At 70.1% G+C, this 25,342-nt stretch carries 21 protein-coding genes; 13 read left to right on the plus strand and 8 right to left on the minus strand.

Annotation, left to right across the window (positions count from 1 at the left end):
- The first annotated feature begins 22 nt into the window (after positions 1–22).
- Both AC1RRF_RS02410 and AC1RRF_RS02415 read left to right on the plus strand, forming a co-directional pair.
- The gene (locus AC1RRF_RS02410; protein ID WP_492832476.1) at positions 23–2,485 is read left to right on the plus strand and encodes an alpha/beta hydrolase family protein; all 2,463 of its coding nucleotides are present in this window, start codon (positions 23–25) and stop codon (positions 2,483–2,485) included.
- Entirely contained in the window at positions 2,485–2,916 is a 432-nt protein-coding gene (locus tag AC1RRF_RS02415) for a hypothetical protein (protein WP_492832478.1), read from the plus strand. Before AC1RRF_RS02410 ends, AC1RRF_RS02415 begins: the two co-directional genes overlap by 1 nt.
- A 40-nt stretch (positions 2,917–2,956) precedes the next feature.
- Here AC1RRF_RS02415 and AC1RRF_RS02420 read toward each other — a convergent pair whose 3' ends face one another.
- On the minus strand, positions 2,957–3,697 hold the full coding sequence (locus tag AC1RRF_RS02420) for an SDR family oxidoreductase (protein WP_492832479.1): 741 nt from the start codon (positions 3,695–3,697) through the stop codon (positions 2,957–2,959).
- A gap of 93 nt (positions 3,698–3,790) precedes the next feature.
- Between AC1RRF_RS02420 and AC1RRF_RS02425 the strand changes: the two genes are divergently transcribed.
- Complete coding sequence (locus AC1RRF_RS02425; protein ID WP_492832481.1) at positions 3,791–4,687, plus strand: AraC family transcriptional regulator; 897 nt, start codon at positions 3,791–3,793, stop codon at positions 4,685–4,687.
- Between the two features lie 4 nt (positions 4,688–4,691).
- Here AC1RRF_RS02425 and AC1RRF_RS02430 read toward each other — a convergent pair whose 3' ends face one another.
- Positions 4,692–6,368: an alkaline phosphatase D family protein gene (locus tag AC1RRF_RS02430; protein WP_492832483.1), complete on the minus strand. Its 1,677-nt coding sequence runs from the start codon at positions 6,366–6,368 to the stop codon at positions 4,692–4,694.
- Positions 6,369–6,378: 10 nt separating this feature from the next.
- Positions 6,379–8,892 carry a TonB-dependent receptor gene (locus AC1RRF_RS02435; protein ID WP_492832485.1) on the minus strand — a complete coding sequence of 838 codons (2,514 nt, stop codon included), beginning with the start codon at positions 8,890–8,892 and terminating at the stop codon, positions 6,379–6,381.
- A 248-nt stretch (positions 8,893–9,140) separates the two neighbouring features.
- Between AC1RRF_RS02435 and AC1RRF_RS02440 the strand changes: the two genes are divergently transcribed.
- From AC1RRF_RS02440 to AC1RRF_RS02470, 7 genes are all read left to right on the plus strand, one after another.
- A complete protein-coding gene (locus AC1RRF_RS02440; protein WP_492832487.1) occupies positions 9,141–10,565 on the plus strand; it encodes a circularly permuted type 2 ATP-grasp protein in 1,425 nt (474 codons plus the stop codon).
- The gene (locus tag AC1RRF_RS02445; protein ID WP_492832489.1) at positions 10,565–11,497 is read left to right on the plus strand and encodes an alpha-E domain-containing protein; all 933 of its coding nucleotides are present in this window, start codon (positions 10,565–10,567) and stop codon (positions 11,495–11,497) included. The genes AC1RRF_RS02440 and AC1RRF_RS02445 overlap by 1 nt, the downstream gene beginning before the upstream one ends.
- Positions 11,497–12,321 carry a transglutaminase family protein gene (locus AC1RRF_RS02450; RefSeq protein WP_492832491.1) on the plus strand — a complete coding sequence of 275 codons (825 nt, stop codon included), beginning with the start codon at positions 11,497–11,499 and terminating at the stop codon, positions 12,319–12,321. Before AC1RRF_RS02445 ends, AC1RRF_RS02450 begins: the two co-directional genes overlap by 1 nt.
- 73 nt (positions 12,322–12,394) lie before the next feature.
- Entirely contained in the window at positions 12,395–13,159 is a 765-nt protein-coding gene (locus AC1RRF_RS02455; protein WP_492832493.1) for a proteasome-type protease, read from the plus strand.
- A 43-nt stretch (positions 13,160–13,202) separates the two neighbouring features.
- Positions 13,203–13,718, plus strand: coding sequence for a hypothetical protein (locus AC1RRF_RS02460; RefSeq protein ID WP_492832495.1), 516 nt, complete (start codon positions 13,203–13,205; stop codon positions 13,716–13,718).
- Positions 13,719–13,787: 69 nt separating this feature from the next.
- Entirely contained in the window at positions 13,788–14,246 is a 459-nt protein-coding gene (locus AC1RRF_RS02465) for an acyl-CoA thioesterase (protein ID WP_492834125.1), read from the plus strand.
- A 37-nt stretch (positions 14,247–14,283) separates the two neighbouring features.
- Positions 14,284–15,702 carry a glycoside hydrolase family 47 protein gene (locus AC1RRF_RS02470; RefSeq protein WP_492832497.1) on the plus strand — a complete coding sequence of 473 codons (1,419 nt, stop codon included), beginning with the start codon at positions 14,284–14,286 and terminating at the stop codon, positions 15,700–15,702.
- Here AC1RRF_RS02470 and AC1RRF_RS02475 read toward each other — a convergent pair.
- The 3 genes from AC1RRF_RS02475 to AC1RRF_RS02485 form a co-directional block, all read right to left on the minus strand.
- Complete coding sequence (locus AC1RRF_RS02475) at positions 15,699–17,324, minus strand: sensor histidine kinase (RefSeq protein ID WP_492832499.1); 1,626 nt, start codon at positions 17,322–17,324, stop codon at positions 15,699–15,701. The genes AC1RRF_RS02470 and AC1RRF_RS02475 overlap by 4 nt on opposite strands.
- Before the next feature lie 93 nt (positions 17,325–17,417).
- Positions 17,418–19,766: a GH92 family glycosyl hydrolase gene (locus AC1RRF_RS02480; protein ID WP_492832501.1), complete on the minus strand. Its 2,349-nt coding sequence runs from the start codon at positions 19,764–19,766 to the stop codon at positions 17,418–17,420.
- Between the two features lie 85 nt (positions 19,767–19,851).
- Positions 19,852–20,676: a DUF2306 domain-containing protein gene (locus AC1RRF_RS02485; RefSeq protein WP_492832503.1), complete on the minus strand. Its 825-nt coding sequence runs from the start codon at positions 20,674–20,676 to the stop codon at positions 19,852–19,854.
- Positions 20,677–20,856: 180 nt separating this feature from the next.
- On the opposite strand from AC1RRF_RS02485, the gene AC1RRF_RS02490 reads away from it, so the two are divergent.
- Positions 20,857–21,864 carry a helix-turn-helix transcriptional regulator gene (locus AC1RRF_RS02490; protein WP_492832505.1) on the plus strand — a complete coding sequence of 336 codons (1,008 nt, stop codon included), beginning with the start codon at positions 20,857–20,859 and terminating at the stop codon, positions 21,862–21,864.
- Positions 21,865–21,934: 70 nt separating this feature from the next.
- Here the strand turns inward: AC1RRF_RS02490 and AC1RRF_RS02495 are convergent, their stop codons facing one another.
- Both AC1RRF_RS02495 and AC1RRF_RS02500 read right to left on the minus strand, forming a co-directional pair.
- Entirely contained in the window at positions 21,935–22,576 is a 642-nt protein-coding gene (locus AC1RRF_RS02495) for a hypothetical protein (protein WP_492832507.1), read from the minus strand.
- Positions 22,577–22,667: 91 nt separating this feature from the next.
- Positions 22,668–23,975, minus strand: a complete 1,308-nt coding sequence (locus AC1RRF_RS02500) for a S8 family serine peptidase (protein ID WP_492832509.1) — start codon at positions 23,973–23,975, stop codon at positions 22,668–22,670.
- A 104-nt stretch (positions 23,976–24,079) separates the two neighbouring features.
- On the opposite strand from AC1RRF_RS02500, the gene AC1RRF_RS02505 reads away from it, so the two are divergent.
- Complete coding sequence (locus AC1RRF_RS02505; RefSeq protein ID WP_492832511.1) at positions 24,080–24,583, plus strand: RNA polymerase sigma factor; 504 nt, start codon at positions 24,080–24,082, stop codon at positions 24,581–24,583.
- Entirely contained in the window at positions 24,580–25,305 is a 726-nt protein-coding gene (locus tag AC1RRF_RS02510) for an anti-sigma factor family protein (protein ID WP_492832513.1), read from the plus strand. Before AC1RRF_RS02505 ends, AC1RRF_RS02510 begins: the two co-directional genes overlap by 4 nt.
- Positions 25,306–25,342 lie beyond the last annotated feature (37 nt).

Raw genomic sequence — 25,342 nt, forward strand, 5'->3', positions numbered from 1 at the left:
CGGGGGGCTAAGGGGCTATCTCATGCGTCATCGTCTGCTCGGCCGGGCCCTGCCCGCCTTCGTGCTTCTGGCCGCCCTCGCGGGGCCGGTGGCGGCGCAAGAACCGCTGGCCTACCAGCAGCCGCCGTCGCCCATCGCCGAAATCCTGGACACCAAGCCGACGCCGAGCTCGAGCCTGTCGCCCGACCGGGTCACCCTGGCGCTTTATGACCGCTCGAACCTGCCGCCGATCGCCGAACTGGCCGAGCCGATGCTGCGGCTGGGCGGCTACCGCATCAACCCGCGCAACAACGGTCAGGCCAACAGCCGCACGACCTGGCTGACGGGGCTGAGCTTCCAGCCGGTCGCGGGCGGCGCGGCGCGGACGGCGCAGCTGCCCGCCGGCGCCCGCTTCGTGACGCCGTCCTGGGCGCCGGACGGCCGGTCGGTGGCCCTGCTGATGGACGCGCCGACGGGCCTTGAGCTGTGGGTCGTGGACGTGGCCTCGGGCCGGTCGCGCAAGCTGACCGAGGCGCGGGTCAACGCCGCGGCGGGCGCGGCCTTCGACTGGACGCCGGACAGCGCCGGCCTGGTGGTGCGGCTGACGCCGGAGGGCCGCGGCGCGGCGCCGGACGTGAGCCGTCCGCCCGCCGGACCCATCGTGGCCGAGAGCATGGGCCGGGTGGCCCCGGCGCGGACCTATCAGGACCTGCTGACCGACGCGGGCGACGAAGCCCTGTTCGACCACTACTTCACCTCCCAACTGACCTATGTGCCCCTGAACGGACGGGGCGCGCGGGCCCTGGGCGAACCGGCGGTCTATCTGGGCGCCAGCACCTCGCCGGACGGGCGCTATGTGCTGACCACGACGGTCAAGCGGCCCTACAGCTATGTGGTGCCGGCCAATCTGTTCCCGTCGGAGACGCGGGTCATCGACCTGCAGGGCCGCACGGTTCACCAGGTCTCGGACCTGCCGCTGCGCGACAACATCCCGACCCCGTTCGACGCCGTGGCCCCGGGGCCGCGCTCGGTGCAGTGGCGCGCGGACGCGCCGGCGACACTGGTGTGGGCCGAGGCCCAGGATGGGGGCGATCCCCGTACCGCCGCTGAAATCCGCGACCGCGTCTTCATGCTGGCCGCGCCGTTCAATGCGCAGCCGACGACCCTGATCGACCTGAAGGAGCGCTACGGCGGCGTTGTCTGGGGCGATGCAGATACGGCGCTGGTCAACAGCCGCTGGTTCAACACCCGGCACGAGACCCGCTATGTCGTCGATCCCTCTCGCCCGGGGACGGGCCGGGTGTTGCTGGAGCGGAACTATCAGGCCCGCTACGACGATCCGGGTTTCCCCCTGACCCAGCCGAACGCCCAAGGCTTCAGCGTGGCCCGCTTCACGGCCGACGGCCGCCTGCTGATGACGGGCGCGGGCGCGACGCGGGAAGGGGAGTATCCCTTCCTGGCGGCCATGGACCTGAACACCGGCCAGTCGGAGCGGCTGTGGACCTCGGCCAGCGGGGACTACGAGAGCATCGTCGGCGTGCTGGATGACGGCGCGCGGCGACTGGTGACGCGGCGCGAGACCCGCAACGATCCGCCGAACCTGTATGTCCGCAACCTGGACGGCGCGGCTCCGGTCGCCCTGACGACCTTCCCCGATCCGGCCCCGCAGCTGGCGGGCGTGTCGCGCCAGACCATCACCTACGCCCGCGCCGACGGGGTGCAGCTGTCGGGCACGCTGTATCTGCCCGCCGGCTATGACAAGGACCGCGACGGCCCGCTGCCGCTGGTGATGTGGGCCTATCCGGCCGAGTTCACCGACGCCGCCGTGGCCGGGCAGGTGGTGGACACCGCCAACCGCTTCGTGCGCCCGGGCGGCTCGAGCCACCTGTTCCTGCTGACCCAGGGCTATGCGGTGCTGGACGATCCGTCCTTCCCGATCATCGGCAAGGACGGGGCCGAGCCGAACGACACCTATATCGCGCAGCTGACCGCCGACGCGCAGGCGGCGGTGGACGCGGTGGTGGCGCTGGGCGTGGCCGATCGGGACCGGATCGCCGTCGGCGGGCACAGCTACGGCGCCTTCATGACCGCCAACCTGCTGGCCCACACCGACCTGTTCCGCACCGGCATCGCGCGGTCGGGCGCCTATAACCGGACCCTGACGCCGTTCGGCTTCCAGTCCGAGCAGCGCACCTACTGGGAGGCGCCGGAGACCTACAATGCGATGTCGCCCTTCGCCTACGCCGACAAGGTCAACGAGCCGATCCTGCTGATCCACGGCGAGGCGGACGACAACTCGGGCACCTTCCCGGTCCAGTCGGAGCGGTTCTACGCCGCGCTGAAGGGGCAGGGGGCGACGGTGCGCTACGTCGTCCTGCCGCTGGAAGCCCACGGCTATCGCGCGCGGGAGTCGGTGGGACACACCCTGTGGGAGATGACCCGCTGGTTGGACACCTATGTGAAGAACGCGGGGCCGCGGGCGGCGGATCAGGCCGGAGCTCGGTGATGCTGGCGGTGCTGATAGCCAGCATTGTTCTCACCGGTGCGCAGGAACCGGCGCTGACCACGATCAATAGTATTGATGGTCAGCCTGCGCTCCATGTGCAGACGGATGGTGATCTGGCTTTGTTGCTGGCGGCGTATCCCTCGACTCCGGTCGCCACCGCGAAGCGGATGAGCCATCAGCCCTATCACTGGTACACGCCGGGTCTGAACTGTAGCGCCGATCAAAGGACGTACGGCGAGGTCTCGCGAGGCTCCGGATTTGTCTTGATCGACGACTTTGGCGGCCCACACGATGAGGAAAGCGTGCGGGCCGCGCGGCATCGTGAGCGTGCCTTGGCTGTTCACAATCTCGCCTTGCTTGAGCGAGGCCTGACCCCGGCGAATTGCGTGCTTGGAGCAGTCCCGCCGGAGAGTTGGTCGCGTTCAGGCTGACATCATCGATGCCGCGCGAGCGGACGGAGGCGGTTTGCGATTACGCCTTTCGGACCAGCGCCACCGCGTCCGGGCCGGCGGGGTAGCTGAGCCGGTCCGAGCCGTCGGTGGCCGCCTGCCAGACGCCGGCCGCCACGTCGGCCGGGACGGTCACGATGTCGGGCCGGAAGCCCGCGAAGACTGTTTCGGCGAACGGGGCGTAGGCGGGCGGGATCAGGCCGTTCATGCGGTCGCCCGAGTTGTCGGTGAAGCGGGTCGAAGGGCCGTAGCCCGGCTCGACGAGCTTCACCCGCACCCCGAAGCCGGCGAGTTCATGAGCCAGCGAGGCAGTGAAGCCCTCGACCGCGGTCTTGCTGGCCGTGTAGCCGGCGACCAGCGGCATGGGGGCCAGGGTCACGCTGGACGTGACGTTGACGATCACGCCCGAGCCCTGCCGGCGAAAGCCCGGGAGGAAGGCCTGGGTCACGGCCATGGTCCCGAAGGTGTTGGTCTCGAAGATCTCGCGGACGGTCGCCATCGGAGTGGCCTCGAAGGCCCCCAGCAGGCCGATGCCGGCGTTGTTGACCAGCACGTCGATGGGGCCGGCGGCCGCGACGACGGCGGCGATGCTGTCGGGACGGGTGACGTCCAGCGGCAGGAGGCGAAGCCTGTCCGAGGCGGGGAAGAGCTCGGGACGAGGGGTGCGCATGGTGGCGATCACCGTCCAGCCCTTGTCGAGGAAGTGAAGCGCGGTTTCCAGGCCGTATCCGCTGGAACAGCCGGTGATGAGAACGGTCTTCATGGTGGAGGTCCTTGTGTTGACCTCATCAGGCTAGCGGGCCGTATCAGGACGTTATACGATCTGAAGTCCGGATTTTATTTGTGATCGTCCAGAATGAGCGACCCCCTCTCTGAAATCATCGGCCTGCTGCGGCCCCGGACAGTGTTCGCCAAGGGCATCAGCGGGGCCGGGCGGTGGGCGGTGCGTTACGCCGCGTTCGGCCATCCGAGCTTCTGCACCGTGCTGGAGGGCCGGTGCCGGCTGGCGGTGGAGGGGCAGGAGCCGGTCGTGCTCGAGGCCGGGGATTTCATCCTTCTGCCCGCCACGCCCGGCTTCGTGCTGTCGGGGTTCGAGCCGGCGACGCCCCGGCTGATGGATCCGGACGAGGCCGCGCCGGGCGGGGAGCTGCGGCATGGGACCCCGGACGGCCCGGCCGACGTCCGGCTGCTGGGCGGCTATTTCGCGTTCGACAGCCCGGACGCGGCCCTGCTGGTGTCGCTGCTGCCCGCCCTGATCCACATTCGGGGGCCGGGACGGCTGTCGGCGCTGGTCGAACTGGTCGGGGACGAGGCCCGGGCCGACCGGCCGGGGCGCGATCTGATCCTGGCCCGGCTGGTCGAGGTGCTGCTGGTCGAGTCGCTGCGGTCGGCGCCGGGGGAGGGGACGCCGCCCGGACTGTTGCGTGGGCTGGCGGACGCCCGCCTGGCGGCGGCGATGCGCGGGATGCACGGCGAGCCGTCGCGGGCCTGGACCGTGGAGCAACTGGCGCAGACGGCGGCGCTGTCGCGGTCCGTCTTTTTCGACCGGTTCACCCGCGCCGTCGGCATGGCGCCGATGGAGTATCTGCTGGCGTGGCGGATGGCGCTGGCCAAGACCCTGCTGAGGGCCCGCGACCTCGCACTGGACGAGGTCGCGCAACGCGTCGGCTACGGCTCTGCGAGCACCTTCAGCACCGCCTTCAGCCGCTATGTGGGCCAGCCGCCCGGACGCTACGCCCGCTCATCGGCCTGATGGGTCAGGCCTCGACCAGCGGCCCCAGACCCGTCGCCGTCTTGGCCACGGTGAAGGTCTTCAGCGTCCGCTCGCGGTAGGGTTTGGCCACGATGGTCGAGACCGTGCGCAGCTCGGCCTTGGCCGCCTGCGGCGTCAGGGTCAGCAGGACGTAGCCCTTGGCCGACTGGTCGCAGAGGATGACCTCGGGGTTGGCCGCATTCAGCGCCGCGCCCAGGGGCACGCCGGGGACATGGTCGCCGGGGGAGGGGCTGGAGATCGAGCTGGTCCCGAACTCGACCGCGCGGCGGGTTCCGCCGGCGTCCTTCAGGTCGTTAACCCAGAAGGCGTGGCTGTCGCCGGCCAGGACGATGGGCTCGACCCCGGCCTCGGCGAAGGCGGCGTAGAGGCGCTCGCGCCCGGCGGGATAGCCGTCCCAGCTGTCGAGATTGAAGGGCACACCGAGGCTGAACAGCTGCTGGGCCTGCTGGACCTGGGCGCGGATCTCGGGCTTGAGGCTGGCCATCAGGGCCATGATCTCGAGACGCGAGGCCAGTTTGGAGATGTCCGGCCCCTGCACGCGGGCCATGACGACCTGGTTGCCCAGCACCTGCCACGGCCGGCCGGCGGCCCTGGAGGCCTGCAGGGTGGTCTTGATCCAGTCGCGCTGACGGTCGCCCAGCAGGTCACGGGCCGGGTCGTTGCGCTTGGCCTCGAAGGCGGCGAGGTCGGGACCGGCGGCGGTCATCGGCATGTCGGCGGCGTAGGTCAGCTGCTCGTTGCGCGCCGTCAGCCGGGTCTCGACCATCAGCAGGCTGGCCAGGTCGCCGAAGTCGAAGCTGCGGTAGATGGCTTCCTCGGTCAGGCCGCCTTCCGGTTCGCGGATCGGCATCCACTCGAAGTAAGCCTTCAGCGCCGCGGCCTTGCGGGCGCCGAAGTCGCCTTCGGTCGCGGGCGTGTGGTTTTCCGCGCCCATGGTCCAGGTGTCGTTGGCGACCTCGTGGTCGTCCCAGACGCAGATGAAGGCGGCGCGGGCGTGGGCCGCCTGCAGGTCGGGGTCGGTCTTGTACTGGGCGTGGCGCTGGCGGTAGTCGGCCAGGCTGACGATCTCATGGGCGGGAACGGGGGCGCGGTTCAGGGCCGCGCCGTGGTCCATGCCGTAGTCGCCGGCCTCGGCCCCGTATTCGTAGATGTAGTCGCCCAGGTGGACGACCGCGTCGAGGCGTTCCAGCTTCGAGACGGCGTCGTAGGCGTTGAACAGGCCGCCCGGATAGAGTTGGCACGAGACGACGGCCAGGACGGTCTCGGGATTGGCGCCGACGGGCAGGGTGCGGACCCGGCCTTGCGGCGAGCGCATCTCGCCCGAGGTGAAGGCGTAGCGGTATTCGACACCGGGCTGCAGGCCCGTGACGGGGATCTTCACCGTGAAGTCGCGCTCCGGGCCGGTCTCGATCGTGCCGCCCGCGACGGCGGCGGAGGCGTCGCCGTCGCGCCAGACCGACCAGTCCACGCGGATGCCGCGCGCCGACGGATCGGACGGGGTCACCCGGGTCCAGATCACGGCGCCGTCGGCGCGGGGATCGCCGGAAGCGACCCCGTGCTGGAAGGCGACCGCCTGGGCGGAGCGGGCGGAGGCGGGCAGGCCCGCGCCCGCCGCGCCGGCGCCGATGAGGCCGAGAAGGCCGCGACGGTGAAGGGTCATGCGCCGGACCTCAGTACTTGACGCCGAAGACGATGCCGACGGTGCGGGGCTCGCCGGCGATGAAGGTCGGCATGCCGAGCGCATCGCCGGTGTTGCCGGCGTCCTTGATGAACTCTTCGTCCAGCAGGTTGTCGGCGAAGGCCTCGACCGACCAGTTTCCGTCGTTCGGCGCATAGCGCAGGCGCAGGTTCAGCAGGCCGTAGCCGTCCTGGACCTCGTCCACGATCCGGTCGGGGACCAGGTTGCGGGCCTGCAGATCGGTGCGGTCGTTGTCATCGTCGAAGAAGACTTCGGACTGCCAGCTGTAGGTCGGCGTGACCTGGAGGGAGCCGCCAGCGATCGGCAGGGTCCAGATCGCGCCGATCGAGGCGCGATGGTCCGGCGACAGGCGCAGGTGGTTGCCCTCGTAGATGCCCGCCTTGAAGCGCGCGTGGTTGTAGCTGTAGGTCCCGAACACCTCGAACTGCTCGCCGACGGCCCACACCGCCTGGCCTTCGAAGCCATAGGCCTCGGCCTTGCCGGCGTTGGTGATGGCGAACTGGATGCCGTCCTGGACCGTCGTCTGGAAGTTTTCGTAGTTGTAGAGATAGACGGCGCCGTCGAGACGCAGGGTGTGGTCCATCAGGGCGGCCTTGGCGCCGATCTCGAAGCTGTCGACGGTCTCGGCGTCGATCTGCCCGAAGTTCACGACGCCGCCGGGCGCCGACGGCGCGATGGGGGCGAACACCTCGGGACGACGGCCGCGGGCGTAGTTGGCGTACAGGTTGGCGTCGTCCGACAGGGCGTAGCGTGCGGTCACGCGCCAGGTCATGCCGGCGTCTTCATGGTCGCCGTAGACGAAGTCGCCGTTGTTGACGGTCGGCTGGGCGGTCAGGCCGAACAGCGGCAGCAGGTTGGCCGGCAGGTTGACGGCGCCCGGGGTCGCCAGGGCGCCGAGCAGGGCCGGGATCTGGGCCGGCGGCACGGCGCCTTGCTGGATCGCCAGAAGGCCGCCCAGGATCGAGCGGCTCTGGACGCTGGAGGCGTAGCCGGCGGTCTTTTCATCGCGGGTGTAACGGATGCCGGCCGCCATCTCGAACCGGTCGGTGAAGGCGTAGGTCGCGTCCGCGAACACGTCGAACGATTCCAGCTCCGACGAGTTCATCGGCGTCTCGATATGGGCCGCCTTCAGATTGGCGGTGATCGCCGGGGCCAGGGCGCCGGCGCCCAGCGGGGTCAGCAGCTGGGCGATCACGCCCTGGGCGACCGTCGGATAGGCCGCGGCCGGAAGGGTGTTGCGGCCGACCGCCGTCGGGTTGCCGTCCAGCACGCCCGAGAGCTGGGCCAGGGCCATGCGCTCGTCGAACTGGGTGGGCGTGCGCTGATAGCCTTCTTCGGAGAAGTAGCCGACGCCGGCGAAGCCGGAGAAGCGGCCGCCGTTATCGTAGTTGAGGCGGAACTCCTGGCTGGTCTGCTTGCCGTAGGCTTCTTCGGCGGCGGTCAGGATCGGCAGGGAGACCCCGTCGGCGTCGAAGGTTTCGTAGGATTTGAACCGGCGATAGGCGCTGGTCGAGGTCAGGGTCAGGCTGTCGGTCAGATCGATGCGGGCGAGGCCCGTCACACCCCAGACCTCACGGTGCAGACCCAGTTGCTTGCCGCCGTCGAACAGGGCCGAAGGCGTCAGAGCGCCGCCGGTCCAGGGCTCAGACGTGCCGAGGACGGCGCCGGTGTTCGGATCCTGGGGCGTAAAGGCCAGCGACTTGAACGAGGTGCCCGGCGAATCGTCCTGCTGGAAGTTGGCGATCAGGTCGAAGCGGAAGCCGTCGCTCGGCTCGAAGGCGCCCGACAGGCGGAAGGCCTGGGTGTCGAAGCCGTTGTAGGCGGGTCCGCCGAGCAGGTTTTCGACATAGCCGTCACGCGACTTGATGCGGCTGGCGAAGCGGATGGCGGCGTTGTCGCCGATGGGCGCGTTCACCATCAGCTCGCCGACGATGTAGTTGAAGTCGCCGACGCCGTAGCGGCCGGCGGCGTCCAGCTCCCCGATCTCGGCCTTGTTCTGGATCACATTGACCGCGCCGATCAGGGCGCCGCGGCCGTAGAGGGTCGACTGCGGGCCCTTGGCCACCTCGACGCGCTCGATGTCGAACAGTTCGACATAGGAGCCGCGCGACTTGGAGATGGAGACGCCGTCCTGGAAGACCGAGACGCGCGGTTCAGAGGTGGCGGCGCCCGAGTCCGAGGTGATGCCGCGCATCACGAAGCCCGGGTTGTTGGGCGACTGGTTCTGCACCAGGAAGCCGGGGGTGAAGGCCGACAGCTCCTCGAAGTCCTGCACGCCGAGGTTCTCGAGGCGCTCGCCGTTGTAGGCGGTCAGGGCGAAGGGCACCTCGACGGCGCTCTGCTGGCGCAGCTGGGCGGTGACGACGACCTCGTCCAACTGGGTGGCGCCGGCCTCTTGAGCCGAAGCGGTTCCGGCCAGGGCCCAGACGACGCCGAGGGCGCTGGCGCCGAGCAGGATGGACGGACGTTGAACGCGATGAATCATGACGGGGCCCCCGATGTGAGGAGCCCGACCTAGCGGGGCTGTATGCCGCCGAAGCGACGGTGCGACGACCGGTAGGTGAAGCTGGCGCGTCGCCCGCGTGACCTTCGCTCCGTGGACGGCAAACCCTAGCGCGTCGGGGCACGGCGGACAGGGCTAACGCCGGCTCAACCTTTGCCGCAGCGCAACATTACTGTTGCGCCGGTGTCGCTTGTCGGGTCACGCTGCAATTTGATTGCGGTGGGAGCGGCATGGCCTTTGACGAAATGTCCGGTGGGGCGCCCAGCTACGGGGGCGATGTCCGTGAAAGCTACCGCGGTCTGGCGCGCTGGCTTGCGGAGGCGCCCGAGGGCCTGCTGCAGGCGCGCTCGCGCCAGGCGGAGCTGTTCTTCCGGCGGATGGGGGTCACCTTCGCGGTCTATGGCGACGCCGAGTCCAGCGAGCGGCTGATCCCCTTCGACGTCGTGCCCCGGATCATCGGCGCGACCGAATGGGCGGGGCTGGAGAAGGGGCTGATCCAGCGGGTGTCGGCGATCAACGCCTTCCTCGCCGACGTCTATGGCGCGCAGGAGTGCCTGAAGGCGGGGATCGTCCCGGCCGAGCTGATCCTGACCAATCCGCAGTACGCGCCCGAGATGCAGGGCCGCCGCCCGCCGCGCGACATCTGGGTGCAGATCGCCGGCGTCGATCTGGTGCGCACCGGCGAGGACGGCTTCTACGTGCTGGAGGACAATTGCCGCACGCCGTCGGGGGTCTCCTACATGCTGGAGAACCGCGAGATGATGATGCGGCTGTTCCCCGACCTGTTCGCCGACTATCCGGTGCGGCCGGTCGAGACCTATGCGGACATGCTGCTGGCCAGTCTGCGGGCCTGCGCGCCCGAGGCGGCGGGCGCCGATCCGACCATCGTGGTGCTGACGCCCGGGCCGTTCAACTCGGCCTATTACGAGCACAGCTTCCTGGCCGACAAGCTGGGGGTGGAGCTGGTCGAGGGGCGCGACCTGTTCGTCGACGACGGACGGGTCTTCATGCGCACGACCGAGGGCCGCAAACAGGTCGACGTCGTCTATCGCCGGATCGACGACGCCTATCTGGATCCGTTGACCTTCCGCCCGGACTCGGCGCTGGGCGTGCCGGGGCTGATGACCGCCTATGAGGCGGGGACGGTGACGCTGGCCAATGCGGTCGGCACCGGCGTGGCCGACGACAAGGCGGTCTACACCTATATGCCGGAGATCATCCGCTTCTTCACCGGCGAGGAGCCGATCCTGAAGAATGTGCCGACCTGGCGATGCCGCGAACCCGACGCGCTGAAGCACGTGCTGGCCAATCTCGGCGACCTGGTGGTCAAGGAGGTCGGCGGCTCCGGCGGCTACGGCATGTTGGTCGGTCCGGCGGCGTCGAAGAGCGAGATCGAGGCCTTCCGCAAGAAGCTGATCAACGACCCCGACGACTTCATCGCCCAGCCGACGCTGGACCTGTCGACCGCGCCGACGCTGGACAAGGGCGAGTTGCACGGCCGCCACGTCGATCTGCGGCCCTTCGTGCTGTCGAGCCCCGACGGGGTGAAGGTGGCGCCTGGCGGGCTGACGCGCGTGGCGCTGAAACCCGGCTCGCTGGTGGTCAACTCCAGCCAGGGCGGCGGAACCAAGGACACCTGGGTGCTGGACGTCTGATGCTCTCTCGAACCGCAGACAGCCTGTACTGGACCGGCCGCTATATCGAGCGGGCCGACTTCCTGGCCCGCATCCTGGAGGCCACCATCCGGCTGGCCGCCATCCCGACCCGGGGCGACGGCGACGCCGAGACGGTGTGGGCCAGCGCGCTCGCCTCGGCCGGGGCGCCCAGGGCGCTGGGCCGGTCGCCGACCGAGAAGTCGGTGCGCGAATACCTGGCCTTCGCGCCAGACAACGCCTCGTCGATCACCGCCTGCATCACCCGGGCGCGGACCAATGCGCGGTCGGTGCGCACGGCCCTGACGGTCGAGCTTTGGGAGGCGATCAACGGCGCCTGGAACGGCCTGGCCGAGCAGGGCCAGCCGACCCGCCGTGACGACTTCGGCCACTTCCTGGAGTGGGTGAAGACGGTCACCCTGTCGGTCGAGGGCGCGGCCTCGCGGACCATGCTGCGCAACGACGGCTATTATTTCCTGCGCCTGGGCGCGGCGATCGAGCGGGCCGACAACACCGCCCGCCTGTTGGACGTGAAATACCACCTGCTGCTGCCCGAGGGCGAACGGGTCGGCGGGCAGCTGGATTACTTCCAGTGGACGACCCTGCTGCGCGAGGTGTCGGCGCTGACGGCCTATCGCTGGGTCTACCGGGACTCGGTCAAGCCGTGGCTGGTGGCCGACCTGCTGGTGCTGAACCGGCAGATGCCGCGCTCGCTGGCCAGCTGCCAGACCTCGATCGTGCGTTACCTCGAACGGCTGGCCAGCGACTACGGCCGGCGCGGTCCGGCCCAGCGGCTGGCGGCGGAGCGGATGCGGGCCTTCGAGACCTCGAAGATCGAGACCATCTTCCAGGCCGGCCTGCACGAATACATCCAGAGCTTCCTCGCCGAGAACGGTCGGCTGGGGCAGGCCATCACCGAACAGTACCTGAGCTGATGCGTATCCGGATCGACCACGCCACGACCTACGCCTACGACCGGGCGGCCAGGTTCATCATCCAGAGCCTGCGCCTGACGCCACGCTCCAGCGAGGCGCAGACGGTGCGCGACTGGCAGGTGGAGACGGACGTCGACGCCCGCCTGCGCCGCTCGGAGGACGCCTTCGGCAACATCGTTCACGCCCTCTATACCGAGCAGCCGACCAGGAGCCTGACCATCCGGGTGACCGGCGAGGTGGTGACCAGCGACACGGCGGGCGTGATCCCACCGGACCAGGAAAGGCTGTCGCCGCTGGTCTTCCTGCGCGACACGGACCTGACGAAGCGGGACAAGCTGATCTCGGTCTTCGCCTCGGAGTTCCAGGCTCATCCGCCGCTGGAGCGGATGCACCGGCTGATGGCGGCCATCAACGGCTCGGTCGCCTTCGAGGTCGGAGTGACCACGCCCACCCACACCGCCAGCGAGGTCCTGGCCCTGGGCCGGGGGGTCTGTCAGGACCACGCCCACGTCTTCATCGCCTGCGCCCGTCACATGGGCGTGCCCGCCCGCTACGTCTCGGGCCATCTGGCGCGGCGCGACCGGGCCGACCAGGAGGCCGCCCACGCCTGGGCCGAGGCCTGGATCGAGGGGCTGGGCTGGGTCGGCTTCGATCCGGCCAACGGCATCTGCCCGACCGAGCGCTACGTCCGCATCGCCACCGGGCTGGACTACCTCGGCGCCGCCCCGGTGCGCGGGGCCAGTTACGGCGGCGGCGGAGAGCGGCTGGCGGTCAAGCTGACCGTGCGTGATGCGGACATGCAACAGGGCCAACAGCAGGCGTAGCCGTGGGGTCGTACGTCGCGGGAATCTGTTACGGTCGGACGAATTCTGACGTTCGCGGGATACGACACGTCCAATGACTTACTGCGTGGGCCTGCTGGTCGATGAGGGGTTGGCGATGATCGCCGATACCCGCACCAATGCGGGCGTCGACAACATCTCGTCCTATCGCAAGCTGCATGTCGTCGATCATCCGGGCGAGCGGGTGCTGGCCGTGGCCACGGCGGGCAATCTGTCGGTGACCCAGACGGCGCTGGCCATGGTTCGCGAGGGCGTCCACCTGAACGTCGGCGAAGAGCCCGAGACGCTGGAGAACGCCCCGTCGCTGTTCCGCTGCGCGCAACTGCTGGGCCATGCGCTGCGTAACGTGCGCCAGTCGATCGCTCCGGCGCTGGAGGCGGACAGCCTGAACACCTCGGCCTCGATGCTGCTGGGCGGCCAGATCGCCGGCGGGCCGATGCAGCTGTACCTGATCTACAGCCAGGGCAATTTCATCGAGTGCGGGGCCGACACGCCCTTCATGCAGATCGGCGAGGCCAAGTACGGCAAGCCCATCCTGGTCAGCGGCCTGCGCGGGAGCACGCCGCTGGCCGAGGCGGTGAAGCTGGGTCTGATCTCGTTCTCGACCACGATGCGCAGCAATATCGGCGTCGGCGCGCCCTTCGACATGCTGACCCTGCGCCGCGACATGATCAGCGGCGACGAGCGCCGGATCGAGGCGGACGATCCCTATTTCGAGGATCTGCACGACCGCTGGACCCGGGCCCAGGCCCAGGCTCGCGCGGCCATGCCCGAGCCGCCGTGGATGGTGGGCGGACCGCGATCGGGTGACTTTGGCTGAGCCAGGCTGCAGCATCGCTTCGATGTGATCCGGGGGATGGACGATGCGGGAGTTCGATGCGGCGTTCAAAGCGCGGGTGCATCCCCGGTTGGCGGCGTTGGGCTTCGCCCAGCGGGGGCGGAACCATGCCAGACAATCGGGTGAGCGGACCCATGTCATCCATGTCCAGCAGCATCCCCGAAACACCGCCGGGTCCGCCAGTGTCCATCTGATATTGATGACGGCGCCGGTATGGCGACTGAGCCTGGAAGACGGCCTCGGCTGGGGCGGCGACCGCGCCGGTCTCGGGGACAGCGCATTCCCCGACCAGAAGGGCCGGCACGTCATCGTCCTGGGGTGGCTGACCCCGGCGCGGACTGACGTCTGGTACGATTATCGCGACGACGATCCTGCGTCAGTGGAGGCCGCGCTGTCCGGGATGCTGGAAGACCTGAAGGCCCATGGCCTTCCCTGGCTCGACGATCCCATGCGCCACGGGCCTCGGCGATGGACGACGTGGGACCGGATCTGGTGGATGCTGGGATCGCATATGCCGCCGCGAAAGCCCGCCCGGAGATAGGGGCTGCGCCGGCGAGGCTGACGCGGCGGCGCCTTGCGGGGCGATGAGATTGCCGCCTAGCCTGTGACCATGCCCGCCTTCGACATCCCCTCGACCCCCGCCGATTTCACCTTCTTCGAGCCCCTGCGCGTGCGCTGGGCCGAGGTGGACATGCAGGGGGTGGTCTTCAATCCGAACTATCTGGTCTACGCCGACGTCGCGATGGCCGAGTATTTCCGGGCGATCGGCCTGCCCGGGCATGAGGGCACGACGGGGCTGGGGATCGACATGTTCGCGGCCGGGGCGAAGCTGGACTTCCGGGCGTCCGCCCGTTGCGACGAGATGCTGCGGCTGGGCGCGCGGATCGAGCGGTTTGGGCGGAGCTCGTTCCAGCCGCGGGTGGGGATATTCCGGGGCGACGAACTGCTGGCCGACGTCGGCTTGACCTATGTGTGCGTGGCGCTGGACGGGTCGCGCAAGGCCGTGCCCGTGCCCGAGGCCTTCATCGCGGCGGTGCAGGGCCTGGAGGGGCGGATCATCCGCGGCTGAGCGGTTGCGACGCCCGCCGCCCGCGATAGGGTGGGGCATGATCCAGAACCGTCTGACTCGCCGCCATGCGCTCGCCCAAACCTTGGCCCTGTCCGGCGGCCTCGCCGCCCTGGGGCTGACGGGGTTTCCGGCGAAAGCCCAATCCGGCTGGAATTCGGAGGACTGGGCGGCGCTCGGCGCCGATGTGAAGGCCGAGTTCAAATGGGCCTGGGACCACTATGTCGACAAGGCGTGGGGCCGGGACGAGATCAATCCCGTCTCCGGCACGGCGCGGTCCTTCTTCATCGAGGGCCATGATCTGGGCCTGTCGCTGGTCGAGGCGCTGGACACCCTGTGGATCATGGAGCTGGACGACGAGTTCCAGGCCGGCGTCGATTGGGTGAAGGCGAACCTGAACTTCGACATCGACGACTATTCGCAGGTGTTCGAGACCAACATCCGGCTGGTCGGAGGACTGATCTCGGCGCACCTGGCCTGCGGTGATCCGGTGTTGCTGGAGAAGGCGGAGGACCTGGCCGACCGGCTGATGAAGGCCTTCGACGCCTCGCCGCACGGCCTGCCGTACCGCTATGTGAACCTGAAGACGGGGGCGGTGCGCGATCCGGAGACCAACCTGGCCGAGATCGGCACCTACGCCACCGAGTTCGGGGTGCTGAGCCAGCTGACGGGCGACGACCGCTACTATGCGGCAGCCAAGCGGGCGATGAAGCACGCGCTGGACATGCGCTCCGACAAGGGGCTGATGGCCGCCAACATCCACGCCGAGACGGGCCTGTTCATCAGCCGCAACGCCTCGATCGACGTCTATGCGGACAGCTTCTACGAATACCTGTGGGACAGCTGGGAGCTGTTCGGCGACGCGGACATGAAGCGCTGGGCCGAGGAATGCATGGGGGCCATGGTCGCCCATCAGGGCAAGCGGTTCGATGGCCGCCTGTGGTTCCCGATGGTCGACTATGAGACCGCCGAGACGACCGGCTATTCGCAGACGGTGCTAGGCGGCTATCTGGCCGGTCTACTGGGGCAGGTCGGACTCAAGCGCGAGGGCGACGACTTCCTGGCCACCTATACGGAGATGCAGGAGCAGTACGTCATTATCCCGGAATCGACCGACGTGCGCACCCGCACGCCGCGCGGCAAGGGCACCGGCCTGCGGCCCGAGTTCGCCGACGCCTGCCTGAACCTGTGGCTGGGCGACCGGGACGAGCGCTACCGCGCGCTGACGGCCATTCACTATCGCAACATGAAGGCCACCTCGAAGGCGGCCTATGGCTACACCTCGCTGAAAGACATCACGACGCGACCGATGGAGCAGGGCGACAACTGCCCCGGCTACTGGTGGTCGGAGCAGATGAAGTACTACTTCATCATGTTCGCCGAGCCGAAGCGGGTGGACCTGAACCGGCTGCAGCTGAGCACCGAGGCGAACGTGCTGCGCGGGTTCGTGAAGCCCTAGGCCTCCGCGCCGTCGTTCGCCGCCTCGTCCGCGCGGGGCAGCGGCAGGGTGACCCGGAACAGGCTGCCCTTGTCCGGTTCGCTCTCGATCTGCAGGCGGCCGCCCATGACGGTGGTCAGGCCGTGGCTGATGGCCAGGCCGAGGCCGGCGCCGTCGGTGGAGCGGGTGGAGGATTCGTCGGCCTGGCTGAAGGCGGTGAACAGGTCGGCGACGACCTCGGGCGCCATGCCGGGGCCGGTGTCGGCGATCTCGAAGACCAGGGCGTTGTGGGTCTCGCGGGTGCGAACGGTGACGGTTCCGTCTGTGGTGAAACGGACGGCGTTGTCGATGAGGGGTTCGACCAGGCGGGCGATCTGGCCCTCGTCGCCGAGGCGGCGGGTCGGGGCCTTGGCCTCGATCTTGAACTTCAGCCCCCGGGCGGTCGCGCCGCCGCGATAGTCCGCCGCCATCTGGCGCAGCAACTGGTCGGGGCTGAAGGGGCGGGGGTGCAGGGCCACCGCCTCATTCTGCAGCCGCATGGCGACCAGCAGGTTCTCGATCAGCCGCAGCTGGGCCTTGCCCGCCTCCTTGAGCACGGCCATGCGGTCGCGCTGCTGCGGGGTCAGCAGGTCGTCCTCGATCACCTGGGCCATGCCCAGGACGCCGTTCAGCGGGGTGCGCAGCTCGTGGCTGATGTTGGACAGGAAGCGGGACTTGGCGGCGCTGCCCGCCTCGGCCTTCTCCAGAGCGGCGGCGAGGGCCTGCTCGCTCTCAGTGAGACGACGCACGTCGTCGGCGACGCGGCGGAACAGCAGGGCGGCGGCCAGCAGGGTGGCGACCAGCAGCATCAGCATCAGGGGTCCGGCCTCGCGCAGGATGCGGGCGCCCGGCGCCTCGTGCGTCCAGACGATCCAGCCCAGGGTCCGGCCCTCGATATCGCGCACGGCGACGGCGGTCTGGTGGCCGCGCAGGGCGGGGGTTGCGGCGCCCGGCTGGTAGCGCGGGGCCTTGAGGCCCAGTTCGGTCGCCAGCGGCTCCACCACCGTCTCGAACGGCTTGAAGGAGACGATGATGGGATCCGCGGCGGGGATCGGCCCTCCGTCGGTGTGGCGCACGACGGTCGAGGCGGCGGCGAGCCAGGTCCGGCCGTCGACGCCGATGACGCCGCTGCGCAGGCGGACGGCCTTCATGTCCACGGCGGACCGGTCCCGGGTCGCGGCGCGGTTGCGGACGTCGGTGACCAGGGGCGCGGCGGCGTGGGCGAAAGGCTGGGTCGGGTCGGCGCCCGCCGCCTTGCCCGCGAGGCTGACGCGGATCAGGCGGCCCTTGTCGTCATAGGCCACGGTCGCGGCGTGGCCGCTCTGGACCGCGAAGAAGGCGCCGAGATGATGGTCGATCCAGTCCGCGTCATGGGCGACCAGACGCAGGACCGCCTCGTCCCAGATGGTTCCGGCGGTCAGGTCGGCGGTGACGCCCTTCAGCGCGCCGGCCACTCTCAGTTCGACCAGATGCTGTTCCTTCTGGCGCTGGTGGGAATCGATGGCCGAACCGACCACGGCCAGCACCGCCAACATCCCCAGACTGGCCAGGGCGACAAGGAGGATCGCGACCCGAAAGGTCGTCCACGTCCGGCTACGCAACACGCACACTCCACACCTGGCCGCCTGTACGCGCGGCCATCGACGGCGGCGTTATGAAGGGCGAGGGTGAACGCGGGGTTAGCCCTGTGTGACGGATCAGCGTCCGGGGGCGCTCATCGAGTACGGCCGTTCCGCCGCGGTCGTCCCCCACAGCAGGTTCGGCTCGGTCCCCATGACGAAATGGAGCTCGCCTCCGGCCTGGATCTCGTCGTGGCCGATCCAGGTGCGGTCCAGCGGGCGGCCGTTCAGGCTGACCGACTGGACGTAGAGGTTCTGGTCCGAGAGGCCCTCTGTCGAGATGACGAAGCGGCGGCCGTTGGGCAGGTTCAGGGCGGCGCGCGACACGAAGGGGCGGCCGATGACGTACTGGCCCGAGCCCGGCGTGACCGGATAGAAGCCCAGCGCCGTGAACATCAGCCAGGCCGACATCTGGCCGACGTCGTCATTGCCCGCCAGCCCGTCGGGCCGCGAATGGTACTGGCTGTCCATGATCTGCTTGAGCCGCGCCTGCGTCCGCCACGGGGCGCCGGCGAAGACGTAGGCGTAGGCCGAGTGGTGGCTGGGCTCGTTGCCGTGGATGTACTGGCCGATCAGGCCGGCGATGTCCTCGGCGTGGGAGTAGTCCAGCCCGGTGTTGTCGTGGTCGAACATGGCGTCCAGGCGGGCGACCGCCGCCTCGTCCCCGCCCAGGGCGGTGACCAGTCCGGCCATGTCCTGCGGCACGAACCACGAATACTGCCAGGCGTTGCCCTCGGTGTAGTCCGAACCGTAGTTGATGGCGGTCGGGTCGAACGGCGTGCGGAAGGTTCCATCGGCCAGGCGAGCGCGGACGAAGCCGGTTTCGGTGTCGAAGGTGTTGCGCCAGAAGCCGGCGCGGCGGTCGAACGGCTGCTGAACATCCGTGCGTCCGAGGCGCTCGGCCATGCGGGCGATGGTCCAGTCGTCATAGGCGTATTCGACGGTCTTGGACGCCGCCTCGGGCTCACGGTCGATCGGGACGTAGCCGAGGTCCATGTAGTCGCCCAGGCCGCCGTAGGGCCGGTAGCTGGCGCTGGCCACCATGGCGTTCAGCGCCGCCTCCCCGTCGATGCCCTCAATGCCCTTCAGGTAGGCGTCGGCGATGACCGGGACGGCGTGGTAGCCGATCATGGTCCATGTTTCCTGACCGGCGAACGACCAGACCGGCAGGATGCCGTAGGGGCTGACCTTCTGCGCCGCGATCAGGGAGTTGATCATGGCCGCGTTGCGGGTGTCGGGCTGGACCAGGGTCAGTAGCGGGTGCTGGGCGCGGAAGGTGTCCCACAGGCTGAAGGTCGAGTGGACGGTGAAGTCGGACTGGTGGACGGCGTTGTCCGGCCCGCGCCAGCGGCCATCGGCGTCGCCGTGCACCGAGGGGGCGATCAGCGAGTGGTAGAGGGCGGTGTAGAGGCTGGCGCGCATCTCGGGCGCGGCCTCGATGTCGACGGCGCCCAGCGCCTCTTCCCAGGCGGTGCGGGTGCGGGCGCGCACGCCGTTGAAGTCGAAGTCGCCGCCCTCGCTGTCGAGGTTGCGGATGGCGCCCTCTTCGTCGACCGAGGACACCGCGACCTTGACCAGCAGCGGCCCAGCGATGGAGCCGAAGTCGAAGGCGGCCTCCAGCGCGCGACCCTGGACCTGGGCGCGGTCGTCCATGCCGCGGCCCGGCTGGCGGAAGCCGTTGTAGGGGATGTTCTCCTCGCGGTTCTGCAGCTGGTAGCCGACCATGGGGCGCGAGAAGCGCATGGCGAAATACAGCTGGCGGCCGGGGGCCCAGCCGCGCGTCTCGCGGAAGCCGGTGACCGTGCCGTCCGGCCGCACCCGGATGCGCGACCACAGCACCTTGCCCGGGTAGTCGTAGATGGAAGGGCGGAAGTCGAGCAGGATGCGGGCGGGCTGGGCGCGCGGGAAGCTGTAGCGGTGCAGGCCGACGCGGACGCCGGCGGTCAGCTCGGCGCGCACGCCGGAATCGGTCAGGCTGACGGCGTAGTAGCCGGGATCGGCGATCTCGGAGGCCTTGTTGTAGCGCGAGCGGTAGCCCGAGCCGGGCTGGGCCGGATCGCCCGCGTCCCAGCGCACCTCGCCCGAGATCGGGGTGAGCAGCACGTCGCCGAGGTCGGAGTGGCCGGTGCCCGAGAAATGGGTGTGCGAGAAGCCCAGGATGGTCGGGTCGTCGTAGCGGTAGCCCGCGGCCCAGTCATAGGACTGGCGGAAGGGCCGGAAGTCGGTGTCTGGGCTCAGTTGCACCATGCCGAACGGGGCGACGGCGCCGGGGAAGGTATGGCCCTTGCCCGCCGTGCCGATGAAGGGATCGACCGCTTCATAGGCCGTCGGCGGCGGGGTCGGCGCCTCCTGCGCCGTGGCGCAGCCGGACAGGGACAGGGTCGCGAACACCGCCGCCAGGATGGTGTGATGGCCGATCCGTTTCATGCCGAAGCCCTCCGCCCAGTGATCCGGCGAACCTAGGCAGGTTGGCCGGGCGAGGGAAGGCGGATGCGGGTCGGAGTGATGGGGCTCAGCCGGTCATGTAGGGCGCCCACATGAAGGCGATCGCGCCGAACACGCCGATCGCCGTATAGGCCGAGGCGACGACCACCAGCAGGGCGACGGCCGCCTTCAGAGCCGGGTTTGTGGTCCGGGAGGCGGCGAAATAGATCTCCAGCAGGGCCAGCGGGATCAGATAGCTGCCGAAGGTGAGCACGATGTCGGCGGGGCCGGACATGTCGTCGGTCATGCCGACGGGCCCCTTGTTGACCACGACCCAGCCCATCAGCCCGACCCGCAGGAACCAGACGCCGCTGACCACCATGAAGGTGCGCATGGCCCATCGGCGATGCTGCTCGAAGCGCCGCTTGACCGCATGACGCCAGGCCAGCACCCCGAAGACGAGGATCAACACGCCGTTGATCAGGATGGCGACGGCGGAGATGGTCGACAGATAGGTGCCGCGAACGACCGCCAGCCAAATCCCGCTCAGCGCCATGAAGCCGCCGATCACCAGGAAGCAACGCCCGGTCCAGCGGTGCAGCGCGGGGAGGCGGCCGCGGATCTGCGGGACCAGTTGCATGAGGCCGGCGAGCGTCACCACGGAGGCCAGAAGGACGTGGGCGGCGAAGACCAGATTGCCGGTGTGGTCGCCTTCGACATAGCCGTCGATCAGGGGCTTGTCGTTCCAGCCCGCGAAATTCCCGGTCGCGGTGCGAACGCCGTAGAAGACGAGAATGAAGCCGATGAAGGCGATCTGGCCGACAGCGGCGACCAGGAACCAGAGGACTCCGGACCCGCGCAGCAGTTTCGCGGCCGCGTTCCGGATCGACGTGGGTGAAGGGGTGTTCGACATAGGCTCTCCCGATGGCGCCTCGCATGAGGTCATCGGCAGGCTCGCGACGCGCGCGCACGGCGTCTCGCCGATTTGGAATTCGGCCAGAACCTGTTTGAAGCGTCCGTCATGCGGGACCGCCCCCGCTGGACGAAGCGGTCGCTTCAGGTCATCAATCCCGCGAGTTTCGGGAGGGCCGGGATGTCCACGCTAACAGTGCAGAGCGCGCCGGGCGGCAGGCTGATGTCGTCGTGGCGGTCGCTGGATCGGCTTCACGTCCATGCCGCGATCACGGCCCTGTCCTTCGTCAGCTATGTGCTGGGCCGGCTGCTCGACGGCGGTGTCGGCACGGCTTTCGCGGTCGGAGGCGTGGGGGCTTGCGGCTGGGCCTGGCTGCTGACGCGCGCCCTGTTCGACGCGGAGCCGCACGACGCCCGCTGGCCGCGCGTGGTGGCCCTGATCATCCAGCTTTCGGGCGCGGCGGCCATCCTCCTGCCGGAAGGGGGCGTCGCGGCCGGGATCGCCGAGAACAGCTATGTGCTGTGCGGGTCCGCCGCCCTGCTGCTGACCTTCGTCGAGCCGTTCAGCCGCCGCCGGACGGGGCTGCCGGCGGCCGAGACGCGGTTCCGGATCGTCTTTCTGGCGGTCTACACCCTGTTGGTCGCCGTCTCGATCCTGGGGCTGCGCAGCGCGGGGGGCGGTCAGGCGGAGGCCGACCGGATCGAGCTGATCAAGGCCGCGTGCGCCTTCGCCGGACTGTGGGCGTGCGGGGCCGCGGTCTGGTTCCGGCTGACCCATCCGCTGGAGCGGGACAGCAATGGGCGATCCGCCCGGCGAGCCGCGACGACCGAGGACCTGCGGCTGGCCGAGCGCCTTCAGCGTCTGCTCCGCGAGGAAGAGCTGCACACCGAGCCGGACCTGCGGATCGCCGATGTCGCGGCGCGGCTGGGGGAGCCGGAGTACCGGGTGTCCCAGTGCATCGCTGGTCTGGGCTTTCCCAACTTCAACCGGCTGATCAACCATCACCGGATCCGGAGGGCCAAAGCCCTGCTCGCCGACCCGGCCTATCGGGGATCGATCCTGGAGATCGCCTTCGACTGCGGGTTCGGCTCGCTGGGGCCCTTCAATCGTGCGTTCCGGGACGAGGTCGGCATGACGCCCCGCGCCTTCCGCAAGTCGGCCGACGAGACCACCGGCGCGCAAGCCTGAGCGCTAACGGCGGGCGAAACCCCGCCGACCGAAGGCCGACGGGGTTCAGCGGGTTCCGAGGAAGATCAGGTCAGTCGTCGCGGCCCGCGCTACCGCCGGCGTTGGCGCCGACCGAAGCCGAGGCCCCGTTGCGGTTCGCCGACGCCGATCCGTTCACGCCGGCACTGCCATCGGCGCGGCGGCGAGGCGGCCGGGCCGAGCTCTCGGCTGAACCGGACGTCGATCCGTTCACAGAGCCGTCGCGGGCGGACGCGGCGCCGCCTAGCATGCCGGAACCCTGTGCTTGCGCCGATCCGGCGGCGCCGGACGCCGCGCCCTGGGTCGCGTTCTGAGCCGAGCCATAGGCGCCGGTCGCGGTCGAACCTACGGCTCCGACGGCGCTGGACGCCGTGTCGCGGGTGCGGTCGGCGGCGGCCGCTGTTCGGGCGCGGGTCCGCTCCGCGGCGGCGTCGGCGCGGGCCCTGGCCCGTTCGGCGCGGCGTTCCGTCCGCGAGAGGGTGTCGGTCGCCCGGTCGCGGACCATTCCACTGTCGAGGGAGCCGGTCAGGCCGCCCGTCAGCGAACCATTGCCGCCCAACGAACCGCCCAGGCCTCCGACCTGGCCGCCCAGGCCGCCGGTCAGACCGCCGGAACCGCCCAGGACCTGGGCCTGCGATGCGCCGGCCAGGGCCAGACCGAACGCGACGGTCGCCATCATCAGGGTCTTCTTCATGATCGTATCTCCTGCAGATCGCGGGCGTGATCGCCCTCACAGGGTCCAACGACCGGCCCGGGCGGTTTCATCCCGGGCGCTCCAAAAACCTCTAGCGGCTGAGCTGGCCGCGTGCGCTGACGGCACCGGGCGCCACCCGCAGATCCGCGCCGACCAGACCATGGCCATAGACCGGGTCACGGCCCGGAGCGCCCATGTCGGTCGCCGCCCGCGCCAGGGCCTCGATCGCTGTGGACCCTCCGCCCCGCCGCGCCAGTAGCCCCGCCACCAAGGGCGCGGCGAACGACGATCCGCGCACGTTCGTCCAACCGCCGGCCAGGCCGGCGGCGGCCATGTCGGCGCCGGGGGCGACGAAGTCGACCTGCGGGCCGCGAGCGGTTTCCGGAAGGGGCCGGTTTCGGCGTCCCACGGCGCCGACCCCGATCACGCCGTCATAGGCGGCCGGATACAGGGCGGCGGCCGCCGGTCCGTCGTTTCCGGCGGCGGCGACGATCGTCACGCCTCGCGCCTGGGCGCGCGCGACCGCGCGTTCGACCAGTCCGTTGCGCGGGCCGACAAGGCTGACGTTCACGACCTGCGCGCGCTGCTCGACCATCCAGGCGAGCGCTTGGGCGAGCCCCGTCGAGGACCCGCCCGCCGCCTGACCACCATAGATGTCGGCCACCAGCAAGTCGGCGCCGGGATCGGCGCCGGAGAAGGCGCCGCTGCGCCCGACCATCAGGGAGGCCACCGCCGTGCCGTGCGCGCCCAGTCGGGGCGGGCCGGCGAAGCCGCGCTGGCTGATCCGCGATCCGGCGAAGGCCGGGTGGGTCGCCTCCACCCCGGTGTCGATCAGGCCCAGCCTGGCGCCGCTTGCCTGCGGACCGGGCGGCGCCGGCGCGTTCGACCCCGGTGAAGCCGTTTCGCTCCCGGCGGGCGAATAGATGTGGTTGAAGCTGACGTCCGCGTCGGGAGCCAGCGCCCGCAGTCGGGCCACGGCGCGGGCCAGCGGCCATCGCGCGGGCGGCGCCAGCACGACGACCGACAGATCCAGCGCCTCCAGACGGTCCTCCCGGATCACGGTGAAACCGGCGCGGACCGCCTCGGCCTGTGCCGCATCGGACAGGTCGATGGCGACGATCTGCGCCGCCACCACCGGCCAGCCTTGGGGGTCGGCCTGCAGGGCGCCGTCCGAGCGGCGCACCAGATCGGCCAGCCGCGACGGCGCCCGCAGCGTCCGGTCGACCGTCTGGCGGGCCAGGGCGTCCACCTCCGCGACCCCCGGCAGGCGGTCGCCGAGCGATGAGGGAAGTCCCGGCAGCTGGGGCGCCGGCAGCGGCCCAAGCTGGGCGGCGGCGGGCGTGCCGGCCGCCAGGATCAGCAGCGCCGTCCATCCTGCGAGGATCGTTCTCAGCGACACCGACAACCACTCCGTTCTTGCATCCGACGGTGATCCGCCTTGTGTATGGCATGGATGAAACGTCTGGGTCCGGTCGTTTCATCCCGTATGGACGAGGAACGCATTTGGACGACTTTCAGACGGGGCTGGTTGAGCTTCTTCCGCGCCTGCGCCGATTTGCGCGGGTGCTGCGGCCCCGTGATGCGGACGCGCAGGATCTCGTCCAGCAGACCGTCGAGCGCGCGCTGGCGGCGCGGTCGAAATTCCGGGCCGGGACCCGACTCGACAGCTGGACCTTCACCATCATGAGACGGATCGCCATCGACGAGGGCCGTTCGAGCCTGCGGTGGGGCCGCGTGGTCTCGCCGGAGGACGACGCCACCGCGCGCGTGGCGGACGCCGCCCTGGCGGACGAAGGCCTGCGCGCCGACGCCCTGGCGATCCGCGACGCGATCCACGCCCTGCCCGACGACCAGAAACACGCCGTCGCCCTGGTCCTCGTCGAGGGCCTGTCCTACGCCGAGGCGGCCGAGGTCCTGGGCGTGCCCGCCGGCACCCTGACCAGCCGGCTGGTGCGCGGGCGGCAGGCGTTGATCCAGACCCTGTCCGCGCAAGGAGTGACGGGATGACCCGCTACGACGACGAAATCCTGATGCGGCGCATCGACGGAGAGCTGAGCGCCGGGGAGGGCGAGCAGATCGACGCCGAGGCGCTGGGCGACCCCGAACTGGCGGCGCGGCTTGAACGCATGCGCGCCCTGAAGGCGGCGGCCCGGGAGGCTTTCGCCGTCCAGCCGGATCCCCGGGACCAGGCTCTCGCGCGGCTGATCGCGGGCGCCGAGCCCGTAACCGCGCCCTGGACGGGGTTCGCCCGAGCCCTCGGCGAGGCCTTCGCGCCGAGGCGGGCCGCGCTGTGGGGCGGTCTGGCCGTGGCGACCTTCGTCGGCGGCCTGATCATCGGCCCGCTGCTCGACGGCCGGAAGGACGGCTTCGTGCTCGCGCCGGGCGGGGAAATCGCCGACGCGGGCCTGGTTCGGGTGCTGGATCGCCGTCTGGCGTCGGAGGGCGCAGATGGTGACGGGCGCGCTGTCGTCCTGACCTTCCGCGACGGGGACGGCCGCTGGTGCCGCACCTTCAGGGCCGGCGAGGCCGGCGTGGCGGGTCTGGCCTGCCGCGAGAACGACGCGTGGTCGATCCGTGCGCTGGCGCCCTCGGTGGCTGGATCCAGCGAGATCAGGACGGCCGGGGCCGACACGCCGACCGCGGTGCTCGCCGCCGTCGACGCCAGCCTGGCTGGAGACGTCCTGGACGCCGCAGCTGAGGCCGAGGCCCGCGACGCCGGCTGGCGCTGAAGATCACAGGTCGGCGGACCGTCTCACGGAGCCCGGC

The sequence above is a fragment of the Brevundimonas sp. GW821-FHT12C05 genome (assembly GCF_058807475.1).

What these genes read in the sequence shown, in the direction of transcription:
- AC1RRF_RS02410 (WP_492832476.1), top strand. Translation starts at nt 23, where the DNA reads ATGCGTCATCGTCTGCTCGGCCGGGCCCTGCCCGCCTTCGTGCTTCTG.
- AC1RRF_RS02415 (WP_492832478.1), top strand. Translation starts at nt 2,485, where the DNA reads ATGCTGGCGGTGCTGATAGCCAGCATTGTTCTCACCGGTGCGCAGGAA.
- AC1RRF_RS02420 (WP_492832479.1), bottom strand. Translation starts at nt 3,697, where the DNA reads ATGAAGACCGTTCTCATCACCGGCTGTTCCAGCGGATACGGCCTGGAA.
- AC1RRF_RS02425 (WP_492832481.1), top strand. Translation starts at nt 3,791, where the DNA reads ATGAGCGACCCCCTCTCTGAAATCATCGGCCTGCTGCGGCCCCGGACA.
- AC1RRF_RS02430 (WP_492832483.1), bottom strand. Translation starts at nt 6,368, where the DNA reads ATGACCCTTCACCGTCGCGGCCTTCTCGGCCTCATCGGCGCCGGCGCG.
- AC1RRF_RS02435 (WP_492832485.1), bottom strand. Translation starts at nt 8,892, where the DNA reads ATGATTCATCGCGTTCAACGTCCGTCCATCCTGCTCGGCGCCAGCGCC.
- AC1RRF_RS02440 (WP_492832487.1), top strand. Translation starts at nt 9,141, where the DNA reads ATGGCCTTTGACGAAATGTCCGGTGGGGCGCCCAGCTACGGGGGCGAT.
- AC1RRF_RS02445 (WP_492832489.1), top strand. Translation starts at nt 10,565, where the DNA reads ATGCTCTCTCGAACCGCAGACAGCCTGTACTGGACCGGCCGCTATATC.
- AC1RRF_RS02450 (WP_492832491.1), top strand. Translation starts at nt 11,497, where the DNA reads ATGCGTATCCGGATCGACCACGCCACGACCTACGCCTACGACCGGGCG.
- AC1RRF_RS02455 (WP_492832493.1), top strand. Translation starts at nt 12,395, where the DNA reads ATGACTTACTGCGTGGGCCTGCTGGTCGATGAGGGGTTGGCGATGATC.
- AC1RRF_RS02460 (WP_492832495.1), top strand. Translation starts at nt 13,203, where the DNA reads ATGCGGGAGTTCGATGCGGCGTTCAAAGCGCGGGTGCATCCCCGGTTG.
- AC1RRF_RS02465 (WP_492834125.1), top strand. Translation starts at nt 13,788, where the DNA reads ATGCCCGCCTTCGACATCCCCTCGACCCCCGCCGATTTCACCTTCTTC.
- AC1RRF_RS02470 (WP_492832497.1), top strand. Translation starts at nt 14,284, where the DNA reads ATGATCCAGAACCGTCTGACTCGCCGCCATGCGCTCGCCCAAACCTTG.
- AC1RRF_RS02480 (WP_492832501.1), bottom strand. Translation starts at nt 19,766, where the DNA reads ATGAAACGGATCGGCCATCACACCATCCTGGCGGCGGTGTTCGCGACC.
- AC1RRF_RS02485 (WP_492832503.1), bottom strand. Translation starts at nt 20,676, where the DNA reads ATGTCGAACACCCCTTCACCCACGTCGATCCGGAACGCGGCCGCGAAA.
- AC1RRF_RS02490 (WP_492832505.1), top strand. Translation starts at nt 20,857, where the DNA reads ATGTCCACGCTAACAGTGCAGAGCGCGCCGGGCGGCAGGCTGATGTCG.
- AC1RRF_RS02495 (WP_492832507.1), bottom strand. Translation starts at nt 22,576, where the DNA reads ATGAAGAAGACCCTGATGATGGCGACCGTCGCGTTCGGTCTGGCCCTG.
- AC1RRF_RS02510 (WP_492832513.1), top strand. Translation starts at nt 24,580, where the DNA reads ATGACCCGCTACGACGACGAAATCCTGATGCGGCGCATCGACGGAGAG.